13 protein-coding genes and 1 tRNA gene are annotated in these 17,470 nt (G+C 64.4%); 10 read left to right on the top strand and 4 right to left on the bottom strand.

What is annotated here, in order from left to right; translation table 11 throughout:
* Position 1: 1 nt before the first annotated feature.
* Positions 2-661: a hypothetical protein gene (locus KF886_23670; GenBank protein MBX3180359.1), complete on the bottom strand. Its 660-nt coding sequence runs from the start codon at positions 659-661 to the stop codon at positions 2-4.
* 2 nt (positions 662-663) lie between these two features.
* Positions 664-1,809: a DUF559 domain-containing protein gene (locus KF886_23665; GenBank protein MBX3180358.1), complete on the bottom strand. Its 1,146-nt coding sequence runs from the start codon at positions 1,807-1,809 to the stop codon at positions 664-666.
* A gap of 179 nt (positions 1,810-1,988) precedes the next feature.
* Between KF886_23665 and KF886_23660 the strand changes: the two genes are divergently transcribed.
* Positions 1,989-3,845, top strand: a complete 1,857-nt coding sequence (locus KF886_23660) for a sulfatase-like hydrolase/transferase (protein ID MBX3180357.1) — start codon at positions 1,989-1,991, stop codon at positions 3,843-3,845.
* Positions 3,846-3,920: 75 nt separating this feature from the next.
* Here the strand turns inward: KF886_23660 and KF886_23655 are convergent, their stop codons facing one another.
* Complete coding sequence (locus KF886_23655; protein ID MBX3180356.1) at positions 3,921-5,153, bottom strand: ATP-binding protein; 1,233 nt, start codon at positions 5,151-5,153, stop codon at positions 3,921-3,923.
* A 262-nt stretch (positions 5,154-5,415) separates the two neighbouring features.
* On the opposite strand from KF886_23655, the gene KF886_23650 reads away from it, so the two are divergent.
* From KF886_23650 to KF886_23640, 3 genes are all read left to right on the top strand, one after another.
* The gene (locus KF886_23650; GenBank protein MBX3180355.1) at positions 5,416-6,786 is read left to right on the top strand and encodes an extracellular solute-binding protein; all 1,371 of its coding nucleotides are present in this window, start codon (positions 5,416-5,418) and stop codon (positions 6,784-6,786) included.
* Positions 6,783-7,703 (top strand): sugar ABC transporter permease, encoded by a 921-nt coding sequence (locus KF886_23645; GenBank protein ID MBX3180354.1) that lies wholly within the window; start codon positions 6,783-6,785, stop codon positions 7,701-7,703. Before KF886_23650 ends, KF886_23645 begins: the two co-directional genes overlap by 4 nt.
* Before the next feature lie 179 nt (positions 7,704-7,882).
* Positions 7,883-9,010 carry a carbohydrate ABC transporter permease gene (locus KF886_23640; protein ID MBX3180353.1) on the top strand — a complete coding sequence of 376 codons (1,128 nt, stop codon included), beginning with the start codon at positions 7,883-7,885 and terminating at the stop codon, positions 9,008-9,010.
* 10 nt (positions 9,011-9,020) lie between these two features.
* Here the strand turns inward: KF886_23640 and KF886_23635 are convergent, their stop codons facing one another.
* Positions 9,021-9,947 carry a hypothetical protein gene (locus KF886_23635; protein ID MBX3180352.1) on the bottom strand — a complete coding sequence of 309 codons (927 nt, stop codon included), beginning with the start codon at positions 9,945-9,947 and terminating at the stop codon, positions 9,021-9,023.
* A 618-nt stretch (positions 9,948-10,565) separates the two neighbouring features.
* On the opposite strand from KF886_23635, the gene KF886_23630 reads away from it, so the two are divergent.
* From KF886_23630 to KF886_23605, 6 genes are all read left to right on the top strand, one after another.
* On the top strand, positions 10,566-11,843 hold the full coding sequence (locus KF886_23630) for a hypothetical protein (GenBank protein MBX3180351.1): 1,278 nt from the start codon (positions 10,566-10,568) through the stop codon (positions 11,841-11,843).
* Between the two features lie 89 nt (positions 11,844-11,932).
* Positions 11,933-13,486 (top strand): sugar isomerase, encoded by a 1,554-nt coding sequence (locus KF886_23625; GenBank protein ID MBX3180350.1) that lies wholly within the window; start codon positions 11,933-11,935, stop codon positions 13,484-13,486.
* Positions 13,487-13,831: 345 nt separating this feature from the next.
* A complete protein-coding gene (locus KF886_23620; GenBank protein MBX3180349.1) occupies positions 13,832-14,716 on the top strand; it encodes a homocysteine S-methyltransferase family protein in 885 nt (294 codons plus the stop codon).
* A gap of 24 nt (positions 14,717-14,740) precedes the next feature.
* Complete coding sequence (locus tag KF886_23615) at positions 14,741-15,844, top strand: hypothetical protein (GenBank protein ID MBX3180348.1); 1,104 nt, start codon at positions 14,741-14,743, stop codon at positions 15,842-15,844.
* Complete coding sequence (locus KF886_23610; protein MBX3180347.1) at positions 15,841-16,950, top strand: hypothetical protein; 1,110 nt, start codon at positions 15,841-15,843, stop codon at positions 16,948-16,950. Before KF886_23615 ends, KF886_23610 begins: the two co-directional genes overlap by 4 nt.
* Before the next feature lie 128 nt (positions 16,951-17,078).
* A tRNA-Arg gene (locus KF886_23605) sits at positions 17,079-17,155 on the top strand.
* Positions 17,156-17,470 lie beyond the last annotated feature (315 nt).

Raw genomic sequence — 17,470 nt, 5'->3', positions numbered from 1 at the left:
ATCAGCCTTTCATGTAGACGAGGTGCCGCGGGTCGCTGCCGAGATAGAGGGCCGCGGCGCGGTCCGCGTCGAAGGTATCCTGCGGGTCATCCAGCCGGTAGAGCACGAGGCGGCCCGCCGTTTGCATCCGCAACAGGGCGTTATCCAGATCGGCGCGCGGGTACGCGGCCAGGCGATCGCGCAGGTCCGCCAGGCGGACGCGGGTGTCCCACCGCCCGCCGGAGAGGGCGAGGTAGGCCTCTCGGATGGCGTCGTCGATGGTGGGGCGGGGTTGCGGTTCCGCTGGGGCTGATGCGGGTATATCGGCGGGGGATGCGGGGGCTTCGGGTTCGACGGCGACCAGTACTTCGGCGAGGGGCGTGCCGGTGGTCTTCAGGTAGTGTTTCAGGCGTTGGAGCAAACCTTTCAGCGCGGGAGTCGCGTTGGCGCGTGGGCTGAACTCCGCGTCAAGATTGTCTTCGGCCCATTGCCAGGCGCGTTCGGTCAGGACGATGTGACTCGCTCGGCCCCGTCTCTCCAGGACAACCAGCCCTGCGTCGAGTAGCGGTATCAGCTTCTTCTTATCCATTTTTGGCTTTGCCTTCGATACCATCGGCTCGTCGCCGGTGAAGAGCAAGTTCCAAATCAAGGAAACCAATACCTGGGAAATCCCATCGCCCATGGTTACACTCTCTCCTTCACTATCGCGCGAACGGCGTCGCGTATTTTCTCCAGTTGCAGCGCCGGATCGTCCAGCACCTCGTCGTGGGGCAGGCGCAGCGTGCGGTAGCCGCCACACAGCAGCCGGTAGTCCCGGTAGCGGTCGGCGGAGAACGCATGGGGACCACTATGCCACGTATAGCCGTCCACCTCAACCGTGAGGCGTCCGGCTGCCCAGAGGAGGTCCACCACGAAGGTCTCGCCATGGGCGGCTTCGACCGGCTGGTTGAAGGTGAAGAGCGGCCTCAATTCGTCGTCCCGCGCGATGAATTGCGCCAGCAACTGCTCGCCCGGGCTGGCGGGATGGGGGCGACCGATGATCGGCGGGCGCACGAGGCGCAGGGGCTCGTCGTGGCGCCGCCTCCGGGATCGCGCGGCGCGTGGGGCCAGGCTCGCAGGTTCCCGGGCCGCTCCTTTTTCGGGGGGAGGGGTTCCTGGCGCGATTGTACTTGTGCGCGGCGATTGGTTGCGTGAATGCGGATCCGCGGCGCCGTCCAGGTACACCGCGCCGTAGGTGATGGCGTCGAGTGCGGCGTCTTCTCGGCAGGCCGCGGGCACAAAGGCGGCGACGCGCGCGCCCGATTCGCCGGCGAACCATGCGGCCACGCGTGCGAAGCACAACAGGCTGGCCGGCGGGGTGTCTGGATCGTCGAGCGCGAGCATGAGCACGAGATCGGGTTCGCCGAGCGCCCGCATAAGCTGCCGTACCTGTACGGCGTGCGGCAGGCCGACGACGACCGGCCGTTCTCCGCTCCGGCAATGTCGGATGGCGCGCCGGACCCAGACGGGGTTGAGATCGGGGATGATCGCGCCGAGCCGTTCGATTGCGCGCGCGTCCTCATCGGGGGTCGTTGCACTTGGGAAAGGGGCGTCTTCGCGATACCAGGATGGCCAGCGCGCGAGGGCGAGTCCCGCGAGTGCGCGGGTGATGTGGGCGATGGCGCGGTCGGTGTCGGAGGCATGCGGCCAGGAGACCGCCAGCAGGGGCGGATCGGCTCCGGGCGCGGTCGGGCATTCGAGGCGCGCGAGGGCGTCGACCACATCGCTGGCGAACCACGCGCGGACCTGGCCTGGCGGGATGTCCTGGAGTTGGACTTGGGGGTGGTCCATAGGTTGGTTCGCGGGCCTGCGGGCCCCTCCTTACTCGATACGCGTGTACGTTACGGGTAGAGTGTAACAAACGGCGCCGATCCGGGCGAGGTGTTGCGCGGTTTGGACGGATTGTTCATACTGGGCTTCGGGATCCAGGGTGATCCGTTTATGCGCGGAATGAGCAAGGAGAGCGGAAGATGAACCGGCGAGATTTTCTTCAGCGCGCGGCGTTTGGCGCGAGCGCGATGGCGGCGGCGGGGAGCGGGGCGGCGCAGCGGGTGGCCGGACGACCCAATGTGCTGTGGATTATCGCGGAGGATGCGTCGCCGCACCTTGGGTGCTATGGGGAGGCCGCGGTAAAGACGCCGCATCTCGATGCGCTTGCGGGGGAGGGCGTGCGTTTTGACAGCGCGATCATATCGTGTCCCGTGTGTTCTCCGGCGCGATCCGCGCTGGCCACCGGGATGTATCAGACCACGATCGGCAGCCATAATCACCGGAGCCAGAACGAGGGCGATAAGGCTGGGGGCAATCCGGATTACTACCCGAGCTATGCGTTGCCCGAGGCGACGCCGCTGGTGAGTGATCTGTTTCGCGCGGCGGGTTACTACACGTGCAACGGCGCGGGTCCGGAAGCGGATAAACCGGGGAAGACCGACTACAATTTCATTACGTCCGGTGCGCCCTACGATGGGGCGGACTGGCGCGATGCGCCGGCGGGCGCGCCTTTCTTTGCGCAGATCCAGCTCAGCGGCGGCAAGTGGCGGGGCGGCAAGATTGAACATAATGATTTCACGTTGCCGCCGTATTATCCCGACGATCCGCTGATGCGGGAGGACTGGGCGGCGTACCTGGCGAGCTGGGAACGCGTTGACCGGGAAGTGGGGGCGGTTGTGCAGTCGTTGAAGGATGCGGGCGTTTACGAGAATACGCTTATCGTTTTCATCACGGACCATGGCATATCGCATGCGCGTGGCAAGCAATTTCTGTACGAAGACGGCCTGCGTATTCCGATGATCGTCCGGTTTCCGGATGGGCGTCTGGCGGGGACCGTACGGCGGGACCTCGCGCTGCACATCGACCTGGTACCGCTGTCGCTTGCGGTTGCGGGCATCCCCGCGCCGGGGCATCTGCAGGGCGCAGATCTTTTTGCGCCGGACTATGCGGAGCGACCGTATCTGGTGAGCGCGCGCGACCGCTGCGACGAGACCATCGACTGTATCCGGTCTGTGCGCACCGCTCGCTACAAGTATATTCGCAACTTTCACGCGCACCGGCCGCATTTGCAGCGCAGCCAGTACAAGGACGGGAAGGCCATTCTTCAGCGCTTGCGTGAACTGCACGCGCTGGAGGCGCTCACGCCCCTGCAGGACGCCATCTTCGCGCCGCGCCGCGCGCCCGAGGAGCTCTACGATCTCGAGGCGGACCCCCACGAGACAAGCAACCTGGCCGGCGATCCCGGCCATGCGCCGGTTCTCGCCGAGCAACGCGAGCGGCTTTACCGGTGGATGGTGGAGACCCGTGACGGCGGGCTGCTACCCGAGCCGATACTGGAGGACCTGGGGCGGGAGTATGGGAGCAAGTACGCTGCGATGCGGCAGCCGGGGATGGCGGAACGTATTCCGGGCATCATTGCGGCGATAGAGGCGGGTGAGCGGAATGACCGGCCGGCCCTGCGCGCTGCGTTGTCCGATGCGGATCCGGCGGTTCGCTATTACGCCGCCACCTGGATGGGTAGCCTGCGCGCCGTTGAGCACGCCGACGCCCTGCATGCGCTGGCGGAAGACGCCGTGCCGGCGGTTCAGGTGGCGGGGCATCTCGCGCTGTGCCAGGCGGGGGAGGCTGCCGAGCACCTACCGCGCCTTGCGGCGCTGGTGGACAATCCCAACCGAATTACCGGCATGTACGCGATGAACGCGATCGAGCAGACCGGGATCCTGAACGACACGGTCGAGGCGGCGGCCCGGCGGGCGGTTGAGAACCCGTACGACGGCACGCAGCGGTATGGCCGTCGGCTGCTGGCGAAGTGTGAGGCGCTCCGGGGGCTTGGATAGTGTGGCGTTGGTGGTGACAAATTAACCACCCAGTGGTTGATTTGTCACCACTGGGTGGCCGATTTGGCGCCAACTTTACTCATTCCAGAGGCAGTTCAGGGGCAGGGCGTGCATCCGGTCGCCGAATTTCACGGGGCTGTCGCCGAGGTAGAGGACCACCCCGATCTGGAAGCGATCGCCGAGCTGATCCTGAAGGAAGTTCAGGTGCTTGAAGTCGTGGGCGCCGACGGTGCTGGACGCCTTGACTTCAATGCCCGCGATCTGGCCCCGGGGCGTCTCCAGTACGAAATCCACCTCTTTCCCCGTGCGCTCGCGGAAGTGGAAGAGCTCCATGCGGGAGGTATGCCAGCTCAGTTGCTTCCGGAGCTCCATGGCCACATAGTTTTCCACGAGCGCGCCGAGCGCCATATCGGGAATCGCGCCGGCGCCGTCGATGCCGAGGAGGTAGGCCATGAGTCCGGTGTCGCACAGGACGAGCTTGGGCGATTTGACCAGGCGCTTGCCGAGGTTTTGCGACCACGGCGGCACGAACTGGACCAGATAGGTCATCTCCAGCAGCGTCATGTAGCGCTTCAGCGTGGACTGAGGCATTTTTAAGGCGCGCGCAATCTCCGAGTAATTCGCGAGGCTTGTGGCGCGCGCCGCCAGTAGCTGAAGGAGGCGCGGCAGGCTCGCCAATTGCTCGATGTTCGCCAGATCGCGCACGTCGCGCTGGAGAATGGTCGTGATGTAGGCCCCGTACCACGCATCGCGTCGGCGCGCCGAAGCACGGGCGACCGCCTCCGGGTAGCCACCGTCGATCACCCGTTGCAGGAGCGCGGCGCGTCCGGGTGTCTCCTGGACGGCGAACTTGGGGGCGGGGTCCATGAGGGTCTTTAGAAAACCCTCGGTTTGGCCCGCCCGCTCGCCCGCGGAAAAGGGCCACAGCGTCAGCACCTCCATCCGTCCCGCCAGCGACTCGCTCACGCGGGGGAGCATCAACACATTCGCCGAGCCCGTGAGCACAAAGCGTCCGGGCCGCCGGTCGCGGTCGACCGAGAGCTTAATGGCGGGGAAGAGATCGGGCGCGCGCTGGATCTCGTCCAGCACGACGGTACCCGAAAAGCCCGAAAGGAAGCCCGCCGGGTCCTTTTGGGCCGCCGCGAGCACGGTGGCGTCGTCGAGGGTTTGATACGAGGCGCCGTTCAGGTCCTGGATACAGGCCTGTACGAGGGTGCTCTTGCCGGTTTGGCGCGCTCCGTTGACGAGGATGACGGGTGTATCGGTCATAGCCTCGCGGATGCTATGGATTAAATTCCGCTGAATCATGGTGTAATTTTAACCAGTTGGTGGTTGATTTGTCAATTTATAAATGCGAATAATACGAGTCAAGATGTGACAAATTAACCACTCAGTGGTTAATTTGTCACCAGTAGATGGGAAAAACGTGCCTCCTCAAGCGCCCCGGAGGAACGCCAGACAGCGCAGAAAACGGCCCCCAGACCGGCGCCCAAAGAGCGCAAGAGTACCGATAATTGACCCATGCCACCGCCCACTTGCAGGCCCCAAGCCGCCCCGCTACAATCAACCCATGGAATCCCCACGCCGATACGGCCTTCTGGCCGCCATGCTCACCGCCGGATTGGTCCTGCCGGGTTGCGACGCCATCCAGCGGAACGCGGTCGACCCCAGCATCACCGCGCCGGTGGAAATGGCGGTTTTCGAAGGGGGCTACGGCATTCACTGGCACCAGAAGATCGCGCGGCAGTTCAACGCGGAGCGGGCGGATTCGGGAATCCGGGTGGATCTCTGGGGGGATCCGCGGGTGATCGAGAAGGTGAAGCCGCGCCTGCTGCGGGGGGACCCGCCCGATTTGATGCTCATGAATTTCCTCCCGATCTGGCGGCTGGTGGCGGCGGACAAGCTGTACGTGCTGAACGAGGCGCTCGACACGCCCCTGCCGGGCCGGGATCGCCCGTGGCGGGAGGAATTTATCCCCGGCACGCTGGACGCCTACACGAGCAACGGCCAGGTGTACGCCATTCCCTCGGCGTTCGGGGCCTATGCGTGCTGGTACGATGCACGGCTTTTCCGCGAGCATGGCTGGGAACCGCCGGAGACCTGGGCGGAATTCGAGGCGCTGTGCGAGGCGATCAAGGCGAAGGGCATCGCGCCGTTTGCGTTTCAGGGGAAATACCCGATCTACGCCTGGTGGACCTTCCAGAGCCTGGTCCACCGCACCGGCGGGCTGGCGGCCATCAACCGGATCAACGCGCTGGAGCCCGGCGCTTTCCAACACCCGGATGTTGTACGCGCGGCGGGGCTCTTGCAGAAGCTGGGGACGGCGTACTTCCAGAAGGGCTCCCAGGCGATGACGCACACGGAGAGCCAGCTCCAGTTTATCAACAACAACGCCGCGATGATCTTCTGCGGGCTCTGGCTTTCGAACGAGATGAAAGAAAGCACGCCGCCGAGCTTCGAGATGCGCTGTTTCAACATTCCGCCGGTCGAGGGGGGCAAAGGGAATCCGGCGCTGTTTAACGGGGCGGGCTGGGAATACATCTACATGGCGAAGAGCGCGCGGCATCCGGAGGCGACGCTGGAATTCCTTCGCTACATGGTCTCGCCCGAGCGCGCGCCGGACATGGGCCGATCGATCGGCGTTATCACCGCCATGAAGGGCGCCACCCCGCGCGAGGCCGTTACGCCGCCGCTGCAATCGGCGCTGGACATGATCGAAAGCGCGGAGGGTATCTTCCGCATCCGCTTGGAGGATTTGCTGCTCACCTGGCGCGTGCAGGTGATGGAGCCGGGCACTTCGAAATTGCTGAGCGGCGAGATTACGCCCGAGGAGTACTGCGCGATGCTCGACGAGGGCGTGGCGGCGGCGAAGGCGGATCCGGACGCGATCATACCGCCGGCGGTGCTTTACGACCCGGCCGCGTTTGGGGAACCCTCATGAGCCTGCGCAAGAAGGAAGAGCGGCGGTTCATTCTCGTGTTTCTCGCGCCGGCGTTCCTGCTCTTCACCGGCCTCGTTTTCCTGCCGGCCATCCGCGCGTTGCTCTACAGCCTCCAGAAGTGGGACGGCCTGGGCACGCCGGAGTGGGTGGGCCTGCGGAACTTTGCGCGGCTGCTCCGCGACGACGACATCTTCCTGGTCGCGCTCGGGCACAACCTGATCCTGTTCGCGATAGCCGGCGGCTGCACCATCGCGCTGGCGCTGTTCTTTGCGTCGATACTGAGCCAGAAAATCCGGGGGGCGTCGATATTTCGCGTGGCCTTCTTTTTTCCCAACGTCATCGCGCTCGTGGCGGTGGCGCTGCTCTGGATCCTGCTCTACAGCACGACCAACTTCGGGGTAATCAACGCGATGCTGGCGCAGGTTCAGGGCGCGGCGGCGGCGGCGGGCCTGCCGTTCCCCGAGATCGACTTGCCTTTCCCGTTTCTCCAGTCGCGCTACCTCATCTCCTCGATCATCCCGATGATTGTGTGGAGCGCGACCGGGTTTTACATGGTGCTTTTTCTGGCGGCGATTGGCGGCATCCCGCAGAGCTACTATGAGGCGGCGCGCCTGGAAGGGGCCAGCCATTTCCAGCAGTTCATCCACATCACGCTGCCGCTGCTGCGCGAGATTCTCGTGGTGGCCGCCGTGTTCATGATTATTACCCTGATGAAGTTCTTTGATCCGATCTGGGTGATGGAGAATGAAGTGCCGAACCGCGATTCCCACGTGCTGGCGACGCTGCTCTACCAGAAGGTGTTCACGGAATACGACATGGGGTATGCCTCCGCCGTGGCCGTGTTGCTTTTTCTGATTGTGCTTGCGGCGTCGGCCTTCAGCCTGACCTGGTCGCGGAAAGAGCGTATTGAGTATTGATGGCTGCGAAAGAACTCAAGAGATGAATAGCCACAGAGAGCACAAAGAACACAAAGGATGGAGCGCGCTTTCGATTTCAGGCGTTTTCACAAATCAATTTCTTTGTGCTCTTTGTGTTCTCTTGTGGCTGAATCACTTCAATGGCCTGTCGGCCTCAGCAATCGCCGGGACGAGCCACCATGGATAAGGTCCGGACCATTCTCGCGTATACGGTCCTCATCGGCTGGCTCCTAGCGGTGGTTTTGCCGATGGTCTGGGTGCTGGTGAACTCGCTTCGCAGCTCGAAGGAGTTTGTGCAGAATCCGTTCGGGATGCCGTGGTTGGTGACGGGTGTGCCGGCGGACGGGCTGCTGGAGCTTTCCGAGATCGAGGCGGCCCGGGCGCGCGCGTCCGCCGGGGAGGACGCGGGCCTGGCGCTGGAGCGTCTCGACCAGCTGGCGCGGGACTTCGCCAAACTCGACTCCGAGAATAACGGGGCGCTGGAGGCGGGGGTGGTGTACGGCGATCCGGCGGAGACGCTTTCCGGGGAGGAGGTTGCCGCGGTGGAACGGGCCGCAGGCCGCTCGCTGGCCATCTCCGCGGCCATATCGAATTACCGCAAGGCGTGGGTGGAGTCTAACTTCAGCCGTTTCTTTTTCAACAGCTTGTGGGTGACGGGCTGGTCGTTGTTCGGCACGCTGGCGCTGGCGTCGATGGCGGCCTATGTCCTGGCGCGGTTTGAGTTCCGCGGCAACCGCTGGCTCTTCCTGTTTTTCATCAGCGGGATGATGATCCCGGCGCAGCTGCTGCTTATTCCGGTGTTTTTCGAGTTCAGCTGGCTTTCCGACGTGGGCACGCGGTTTCTGGAGCCGTTCGGGCTGCGATTTCAGCTGTACGACTCGCATTTCGGGCTGATCCTGCTCTACATCGCGCTGAGCCTGCCGTTTACGATCCTGGTGCTCAGCGGCTTCTTCAAGTCATTGCCGGGGGCCTTGCGCGAGGCGGCCATCATGGATGGTTGCGGCGAATACCGCACGTTCTGGCACGTCATGCTGCCGCTGGCGAAACCCGGACTGATCACCGCGGCGATCTTCAACTTCCTGGGCATCTGGAACGAGTACATCTTCGCGCTGGTTTTCGTGAATACGCCCGAGAAGAAGACGCTGCCGCTTGGCCTGGCGAGCGTCAGCATTCAGGCGCAGTACAAGACGGACTTCGGGCTGATGTTCGCGGGGCTCGTGATCGTCGTCGTGCCCACGCTGCTGGTCTACGTGCTCCTACAGCGCCAGCTCACCCAGGGCATTACCACCGGCGCGATCAAGGGCTGAAGCTGGCGCGTCAGCCGCCCGCCAGCACCGACCGCAGGACGTCCGGGCGGTTCGTGATGATCGCGTTCACGCCCCAGCCGATGTAGCGGCGCATGTCGTCCTCCTTGTCAACCGTCCAGACGGCCACGCTCTTGCCCGCGTTGTGGAAGAAGGCCAGGCGCTCTGGGTTGATCGAATGGTGACTGACGTTGAAGCCCTCGACGCCGATGAGCATGCCCCATTCGATGAAGCGATCCCAGGCTTCCGGCTTCTCCGCGTCGTAGCTGCCGAGGTACTCGGTGCGGATATCCGGCGCCTCGGCGCGCGCCACCAGACAGATGACCGGCGAGAAGGACTGAATCACCACCTGGGGCTCCATCCGGGCCGCGCGGATATCCGCGATGGCCTGCCGTGCCAGCATCAGGTTGCGGCTGCCGTTTTCTTCCACCAGGCGGATCAGCTGTCCGGCGAGCGCATCATCCATTGTCTCCTGCCCGCGCGCCGCCTCCCAGAGCTGGCCCATCAACGGGCCGTCGTCCGCCGCGCTTTTAATCTCCACATACACGCCGATCCGGTTCTTCGCCATCGCCAGCGACTCCGCCAGCGTGGGCATGGGTTCGCCCGCGAATTTCGGGTCAAACCAGCTCCCGGCGTCCAGGGTCTTCAGTTGGTCCAGCGTTTTCTCCGCCACGGCGCCCTCGCCGTTCGTGCAGCGGTCGAGCGTACCGTCGTGGGTCACGATAACGTGGTTGTCGAGCGTCAGCAGGCAGTCCAGTTCGTACCAGTCCGCGTGCATGGCGACGGCCAGCTCGAACGCGGCCAGGGTGTTCTCGGGCGCATAGGCGCTGGCTCCGCGGTGGGCGATCACGGCGACAGCATCTTTCGGCTGGATCATGGGGGTTCCTGTCGTGGCGCAGCCGGCCATCAGGGCCGCGGCGAATAGGGATAGAAAACGCATATCAAACTCCGGTTCTGCGGGGGATTGGGGCAGTATGCCAGCCGGGGCGCCGGATATCAAAAGCGGGTACAGATCGCTGCGGCTTGCAGCCCGACGCCGGAAACCCCATTGACGCATTTCCGGGGCCGGCCTATAATGAAGCGTAGTAGCCTGGCGGGTTCTCCGCGTTCAACAGGCTGAAAGGGGGGCGCATGTCGTACGCGACGCGCCCGGACACACTTCTGTTCGCTTCGGGGGGGCGGGACCCGTTCCGGGTTCCCGCAGGGGTGTCCCCCGTACTTTGCGGGCCCGAACCGGCCCACTATCTGCTCCCGCCCGACGTCGTATCCGCGCCATTCCCGTTCCCGGCTTCCGGGAAATCTCCCCGCCCGCATGATGGGCGCTTTCGCACACTCCGCACCCCATAGAAAGGAGCTTGCCGCCATGACTATGCCTTCTCGCCATTCCTGCTCCTGCTGCGCGTTTTCCCGCCGGTGTTTTCTGGGCGTTGCCGCGGTTTCTCTTGCACTGCCGATGGGCGCGGGCGCCCGGCCAAGGCATGCACCGCCCTCCAGTGGCGAGTACATTGACCTGGCGGGTTTTCGTCCGTACCCGCGTGTCGATTTGAAGGTGGCGGTTGTGCGCAAGGCTCCACCGTACTGGCTTGGCTGGCCGGGGACGTCGTACGACGTGGAAGGGGCTCGCGAGCACTACCTGCACGCGTGCAGTGACGCCGCGCGCGCCGTGGGCGCGGATATCCGGCAGTACGCCGACCCGATCGAATCCCCGGAGGCCGCGGCGGGCCTGGCCGCCGCGCTGGCGGCGGAGCGTCCGGACGGGATCCTGCTCGTGCTGCAACACCTGGATGTCTGGCCGTGGGTGAAGGCCATCGCGGAGGCGGGCGTGCCGACCATCGTGTTTGCGCCGGTCGGCACGGCGTTTACACAGCATGTGCTTCAGATCTCCCGGCAGCCGGGCGTGCATGTGATTTCCTCGCTCGAGGAGGACGCGATTGCGCGGGCGATGAGGATGATCCGGGCGCGGAAGCAGCTCGCCGAGAGCACCCTGCTGGTCCTGGCCGGCGCCGAGCGCAAAGAGGAGACCATCGAGCACCTGGGAATTCGGGTGAAGCGTATACCACGGGATACCCTGCACGAGCTGTTCGCCCGGATGCCGGAAAACGAAGAGACGTATGAGGTGGCGCGGGCCATGCGGCGGGGGGCTGAGAAGATCGTGGAGCCCACAAAGCAGGACACGATGAACGCGGCGCGATCCTATCAGACTGCCAAGAAGCTCCTGGAGTTGGAGGGGGCGAACGCGATCACCAGCGACTGCCTGGGCATGGTTTCCGCCCGGGACGTGCCCACACCGCCGTGCATGGCGGCCGCGCTGTTCCAGGACGCGGGGATCACGTACGGCTGCGAGGCCGACGTGTACGGCGCGGTCTCGCTGATGCTCTCCAGCTACCTCTTCGACAAGCCCGGGTTCATGAACGATCCGGTCCCGGAGACGGTGAAAAACGTGCTGATTGCCGCGCACTGCACCGCCGGGACGCGGCTCAATGGGTTTGGCGAGGAACCGGAGCCGTATGTGCTGCGCAGCCACTCGGAATCCGCCCTGGGCGTGGCGATGCAGGTTATCTGGCGCGAAGCGCAGCCGGTGACCCTGGTGCGCTTCACCGGGCCACGGGAGCTCATCGTGGACACCGGCACGGTGATCGCGAATGTGCAGACGCCGCCCGCGGGCGGATGCCGGACCAACTTCGAGATCGCCATGAACGATGTTGAGGACTGCCGCGATGTGAAGGGTTTCCACCAGGTCGTCTTCTACGGCGATCACAAGCGCGATGTCGAGGCGTTTTGCCAGCTGCACGGTATTCGCGCCATCCACTCGCCTCGTTACGCGCCGGAGGCCTAGCCCGTCTCGGCTGGGGCGTGATCGCGAAACCGCAAACGCATTCTGAAAGGCGCGGCGAAGCACGGCGCGCCCGCGAGAAAGGAAATGTCATGAGCCACGTACACACCGGTTGTTGCGGCTGCCACGCCCCGGGCATCGGGCGGCGGAGTTTCTTCGCGGCGGTGGGCGGCACGGCGCTGGGAACCGCCCTGGCCGCACACGCTGGCGAGTCGGGCGCGGGGGCGGCTGGAAAACGGCCGCGCCCCGCGGTATCCAAGCGTCCGCTGGTGGTTCAGCCCGTGTTGTTGTACCACCTGTCTGAGCCGCGCGAGGCCACAAGCTGGCGCCCGTGGGGCGGTCTTGGTTCGCGTGCGGACGTGGCGGAGGAGGGGGGCCGTATCAACGCGGAACTGGACGCGTTGCGTGGCAAGGCGGAGTTTCCGTTGACGATTCTGCCGCTGCTCGGGGTGACCAACGCGGAGGAGGCGTCCCGTATCCGGGCGGTCGATTGTGATGTGGTGATCACGTACGCGGCGTCGGGGGGCGGGGATGCGCTGGAGACTATTCTCGCCTCGGGCCGGCGAAATCTGGTGTTTGTTCGCCACCGCAGCGGCCCGGCCTATTTGTGGTACGAAATCCTGCACCCGCGCCTGCTCCGGAAGACGGTCGACGAATACGGGGAGCCGAACCTGACCACCGATGACATCGTTGTCGATGAGATGGGGGATGTGATCGCGCGTCTGCGCGCGCTTTACGCCCTGAAGAACACGGTGGGTTCGCGCATCGTGGCGATTGGCGGAGCTTCCGGCTGGGGGCAGGGCGGCCAGGCGGCGCCGGCCCTTGCGCGGGAGCAGTGGAACCTGGATATTGTGGACGTTTCCTACGACGAACTCGGCAAGCGCATCGCCGCGATGCAGGCCGACGCCGCCGGCATGGCGCGGTACGCGCGGGAGGCCGCAGAGTATCTGAATCTGCCGGCCACGCTGCTGGAGACGCGGGGCGATTTTGTCACCGGGGCCTTCCTGCTCGACGACCTTTTCCGCCAGTTGATGGACGAAGCGTGCGCCACCGCCATCACGGTGAATGAATGCATGACGACCATCATCCCGATGGCGCGGACAACGGCCTGCCTGACCCTGACCCTGATCAACGACGACGGGATGCTGGCGTTCTGCGAGTCCGATTTTGTGGTTATCCCGTCCGGCATCCTGTTGCACCATATCGCATCGCTGCCGGTGTTCCTGCAGGATCCCACGTACCCGCACCATGGGGTGGTGACGCTGGCGCACTGCACGGCGCCGCGGCGTATGGACGGGGTTCATCTTGAGCCGGCGCGGATCCAGACCCATTTCGAATCCGACTATGGCGCGGCGCCGAAGGTCGATATGCGGATCGGGCAGGTGGTGACCGTGCTGGATCCCGATTTCGCCAGCAACCGCTGGCTCGGATTCCGGGGGCATATCCAGGACAATCCGGAGATGGCCATTTGCCGTTCACAGATTGATGTTGGGATTGACGGCGACTGCGGGAAACTTGCGGAGGAGATGCGCGGATTCCACTGGATGCTGGCTTACGGCGATCACCTGGCAGAAACCGGCTACGCGCTCAGGAAACAGGGGGTTGGCTGGTACAACCTCAGCCCGCCCGCCACCTCGGTGGCCTGAAACTTCGCGCCGGCATCGGGAGCCTGTCATCCCGTTGCCGGCGTTTTGGGCCAGGGCAATCGCATTTAAACTCGATCTCGGTATATGGGCGTAAACCTGAGTCGAATTGGAACCTTGAATCAACGATAGTGAGCGTTTTGGAGCGCCGGCATCTGTGCCGGCAAGGTCAGGGATTCGCCGCAGGCGAAATGCCAGCGCTCCAACACGCGCCCTTTATACCTTTGAAGGTGGTTCATGTGGCGCTCGGCTCGAGTTGGAAGTCTAAATGCGATTGCCCTGCGTTTTGGGCTTGTTCGATGCGGCGCCCCTGCCGTACACTGAAGGGGAATGTGTGGAGGGAACCGCATGAACACCATTCTTGACGATTTGAAGGTTCGGGGAACGCTGATTTCGGACGGGGGCTGGGGAACGCTCCTGATGGCGGCGGGCCTGAAGCCCGGGGAATGCCCGGAACGCTGGAACATCGACCATCCCGACATTGTCCGTGGCATTGCGGAGCACTATGTCGCGGCGGGGTCCGAGATTATTACGACGAACAGTTTCGGTGGATCGCGCATCAAGCTGGCCGCCTACGGCCTTGAAGGCCAGGTGGGGGAACTTAACCGCGCCGCGGCGCGCCTTTCGCGCGAGGCGGCGGGGGATGTGGTCCACGTGGCGGCATCGATCGGTCCGACCGGGAAGATCCTGATGATGGGCGACATCACCGAGGACGAGCTTTACGACGTCTTTCGCGAGCAGGCGGAAGCGCTTGAAGAAGGCGGCGCCGACGCCTGCTGCATCGAGACCATGTCCGCGATTGACGAGGCGGTGATCGCCACGCGCGCGGTCCGGGAGAACACGGACCTCGAGATCATCTGCTCGTTCACGTACCAGGGCAACGCGGGCGGCATGTACCGCACGATGATGGGCGCCTCGCCCGCGGAGATGGCCGCCGCACTGCTGGAGGCGGGCGCTGATATCCTGGGCACAAATTGCAGCCAGGGATCGGAGCAGATGGTGGGCATTGTTCGCGCGATTCGCGAGGCCGCGCCGGATACGCCGGTTCTTGTGCACCCCAACGCCGGCATGCCCATCCTGACCGATGCCGGGGAGACCTACCCGGAGACGCCTGAATTCATGGCGGGCTGCGTGCCGGCCCTGCTCGAGGCCGGCGCCAGTATTATCGGGGGCTGCTGCGGCACCTCGCCGGACCATATCCGCGCCATTCGCGCGCGCGCGCGGGGGAACTGAGACCCGGCCACCGGGAGACCGCCTATGAACAGTCGAGAGCGGGTTATCGCGTCGATCCGGCGCGCCACGCCGGATCGGGTACCCATTTTCATGTGGTTCCACCCCGCCACCGCGCGGCATCTGGCCTCCTTGCTGGAGATACCGCCCCGTTATCTGGGCGAAGTGATGGGGGACGACATCAAACAGACCTGGGTGAACAACAACTACGCCATGGAGGGTATTGTCCACAAGCAGGACGGCGAGTCGCACGTGGACTGGTGGGGCGTGACCTGGGTCATGCGGGACGGCTTTAACCAGCCGACGGTCTTTCCACTCGCCGGGGCCTCGCCGGAAGCCATCGCCGCCTATTCCTTCCCCTGGGACCGCGAGGAGGAGCTCCTCAACCTGATGCAGCCGGTTGTCGACGCGCGCGGCGACTGCTTTCTTGGAATCGACGTTTCCCCGTGCGCCTTCGAAATGTACTGGCGCCTTCGCGGGATGGAAGCCGCCATGCTCGACCTGGCCGCGCAACCCGACGTGGCGTTCGAACTGCTCGGCCGCTGCGCCGATTTCGCCGTGTCGCTGTCGGAGAAGGGTTGCGAGCGCTTTCCAGTCGACTGGCTCTGGACGGGGGACGACGTGGCGGGGCAGCACAGCATGCTCATGAGCCCGGCCATGTGGCGCGACCTGATCAAGCCCCATCTCCAGCGCGTGGTGGACGTGGGGCGCGCCCGGGGCCTTCCCGTGGCGTACCATTGCTGCGGCGCGCTGCGGCCCATCATCGGCGATCTGATCGAAATGGGTATCGAGATTCTGAATCCCGTCCAGTGCGGCTGTCCGGGGATGGACGCGCTGGAACTGAAACGGGAATATGGCGCGCACCTGACCTTCATGGGCGGCGTGGATACGCAGCACCTGCTGGTGAACGGCAGCGCGGACGAAGTGCGCCGCGCGACCGCGCGCCTTATCGACGGCATGATGGCGGGCGGCGGTGGCTACATTCTGGCGGCGTCGCACACCATCCCGCCGGAAACACCCGACGACAACATCTTCGCGATGTATGCGGAGGCGGGGGTCAGCCGGGAGATGATCTTCGATCGGGCGGCCGATCGGCGCCGCGCGCTTACCGAGGAGAGGTTCGTAGAATGACTACCCTTACCAAGACGCCCCGCCGCACCGCGGGCCAGTTGCGCAGTTATATCGCGCCGGCCGCGCCGGCCACCCGAGCCCCCTGCGACGGCACGGAATCCGATCTGCGGATCGAATTTGGATTCACGCCGAAATGGTACCGCGAGCGCTGCGGGATCGATTTCTCCGAGACGTGGCACCTGAATCCTGTCTACCGCCGCGAGACCCTCGTGGCGATGCGGGGGGCCCTCAACCGCCACTTCCCCGAACTCCGTCTCGGCGGGGACGACCCGGAAAGCGCGCCCGGCACACTGGATGGCGTACACGGCGCGCTTACGATGTCCCGCATTTTTGGCGTGGGGGCGAACTACTATCCGGACAACTGGCCGGCGGCGCGGCACGAGTACCTCTCCGACGCGCAGTCCGCTCAACTGGCCGTACCCGATCTCTCGGCGAATCCCGTATTCAGCCAGATTATGGAACAGGCCGAGACGCTGGCGCGGGAGTATGGTCGGATTGAAGGCTACATCAACTGGCAGGGCGTGTTGAACAATGCGTTCCGCCTGCGCGGCGACCAGATCTTCATGGACATGATGATCAATCCCGAGCTCGCGCACCACCTCTTCGACGTCATCAGCGAAACCATGATCGAGGGAATGCGGATTCTGTATGCGCGGCAGAAGGAATCCGGGGTGGTCGTACGGCACGCCACGGTCAGCAACTGCGTGGTGAATATGGTATCGCCCGACCAGTACCGGGAGTTTTTGTTTCCGTACGATCGACGGATCGCCGAGGCCTTCGAGCATTTCGGGATCCACAACTGCGCGTGGAACGTTGACCCGTACATTGCGGACTACGCGCGCATCGAGAAACTCGGGTATGTCGATATGGGGCTGGATTCCGATCTGGAACAGGCGCGCCGCCTGTGCCCGCAGGCCCGCCGTGCGCTCATGTATACGCCGACGGACCTGGTTTCCAAGGGTTTAACCGAGCTTCGCGGCGATCTCGAGCGGATCTACCGCGAGCTGGGTCCCTGCGACGTGGTCATGGCCGACATCGAACACGACACCCCCGACCAGCGGGTGATCGACCTGGCCCGGATCGCGCGGGAAATTGCCGGGGCGTGAGCGTGGCGTCCGGGCGGGCCTGGCGGGCCTGGCGGGACGCGGGAAGGCCGTTGGTGGATCGCGTTGCGGGGTTGCAAGCGGTCGGATTCTTATGTTAGTATTCTGGGTGTGCTTCGGCACCACTTTGCGTACCCGTAGCTCAATTGGATAGAGCGTCTGACTACGGATCAGAAGGTTAGGGGTTCAATTCCTCTCGGGTACGCCATTTTTGTATTTACGCCATGCCCCCGTCGCGGACGGGGGCTTTTTTTGTGCCGGGCGGTGTGCGGCGTATCCCGCGGGCGAACCACGAAGGGCGCGGGGCAGCCTTGGGCCTCGACCGAGGAAATGATCACCACGGATTACACAGTGCGACCGATGGCCGCAACCAAACTATTGAACCACGAATGCACACGAATTGACACGAATAAGAAAAATCCGTGTTATCGGTGTAATCCGTGGTCAAAAAAAGACGGACCATGGAACCCTTTGGGCAGCCGACGACCGCCAAGAAGATTGTCACCACGAAGGGCACAAAGGG

The organism is Candidatus Hydrogenedentota bacterium, assembly GCA_019637335.1.
In the GTDB taxonomy this organism is placed as follows: domain Bacteria; phylum Hydrogenedentota; class Hydrogenedentia; order Hydrogenedentales; family JAEUWI01; genus JAEUWI01.
The sequence above is the reverse complement of the archived record's forward strand: the minus strand, read 5'-3'. Positions and strand labels throughout refer to the sequence as shown.

What these genes read in the sequence shown, in the direction of transcription:
- KF886_23625 (MBX3180350.1), top strand. Translation starts at nt 11,933, where the DNA reads ATGAGCCACGTACACACCGGTTGTTGCGGCTGCCACGCCCCGGGCATC.
- KF886_23610 (MBX3180347.1), top strand. Translation starts at nt 15,841, where the DNA reads ATGACTACCCTTACCAAGACGCCCCGCCGCACCGCGGGCCAGTTGCGC.
- KF886_23650 (MBX3180355.1), top strand. Translation starts at nt 5,416, where the DNA reads ATGGAATCCCCACGCCGATACGGCCTTCTGGCCGCCATGCTCACCGCC.
- KF886_23620 (MBX3180349.1), top strand. Translation starts at nt 13,832, where the DNA reads ATGAACACCATTCTTGACGATTTGAAGGTTCGGGGAACGCTGATTTCG.
- KF886_23660 (MBX3180357.1), top strand. Translation starts at nt 1,989, where the DNA reads ATGAACCGGCGAGATTTTCTTCAGCGCGCGGCGTTTGGCGCGAGCGCG.
- KF886_23655 (MBX3180356.1), bottom strand. Translation starts at nt 5,153, where the DNA reads ATGATTCAGCGGAATTTAATCCATAGCATCCGCGAGGCTATGACCGAT.
- KF886_23665 (MBX3180358.1), bottom strand. Translation starts at nt 1,809, where the DNA reads ATGGACCACCCCCAAGTCCAACTCCAGGACATCCCGCCAGGCCAGGTC.
- KF886_23670 (MBX3180359.1), bottom strand. Translation starts at nt 661, where the DNA reads ATGGGCGATGGGATTTCCCAGGTATTGGTTTCCTTGATTTGGAACTTG.
- KF886_23645 (MBX3180354.1), top strand. Translation starts at nt 6,783, where the DNA reads ATGAGCCTGCGCAAGAAGGAAGAGCGGCGGTTCATTCTCGTGTTTCTC.
- KF886_23615 (MBX3180348.1), top strand. Translation starts at nt 14,741, where the DNA reads ATGAACAGTCGAGAGCGGGTTATCGCGTCGATCCGGCGCGCCACGCCG.
- KF886_23635 (MBX3180352.1), bottom strand. Translation starts at nt 9,947, where the DNA reads ATGCGTTTTCTATCCCTATTCGCCGCGGCCCTGATGGCCGGCTGCGCC.
- KF886_23640 (MBX3180353.1), top strand. Translation starts at nt 7,883, where the DNA reads ATGGATAAGGTCCGGACCATTCTCGCGTATACGGTCCTCATCGGCTGG.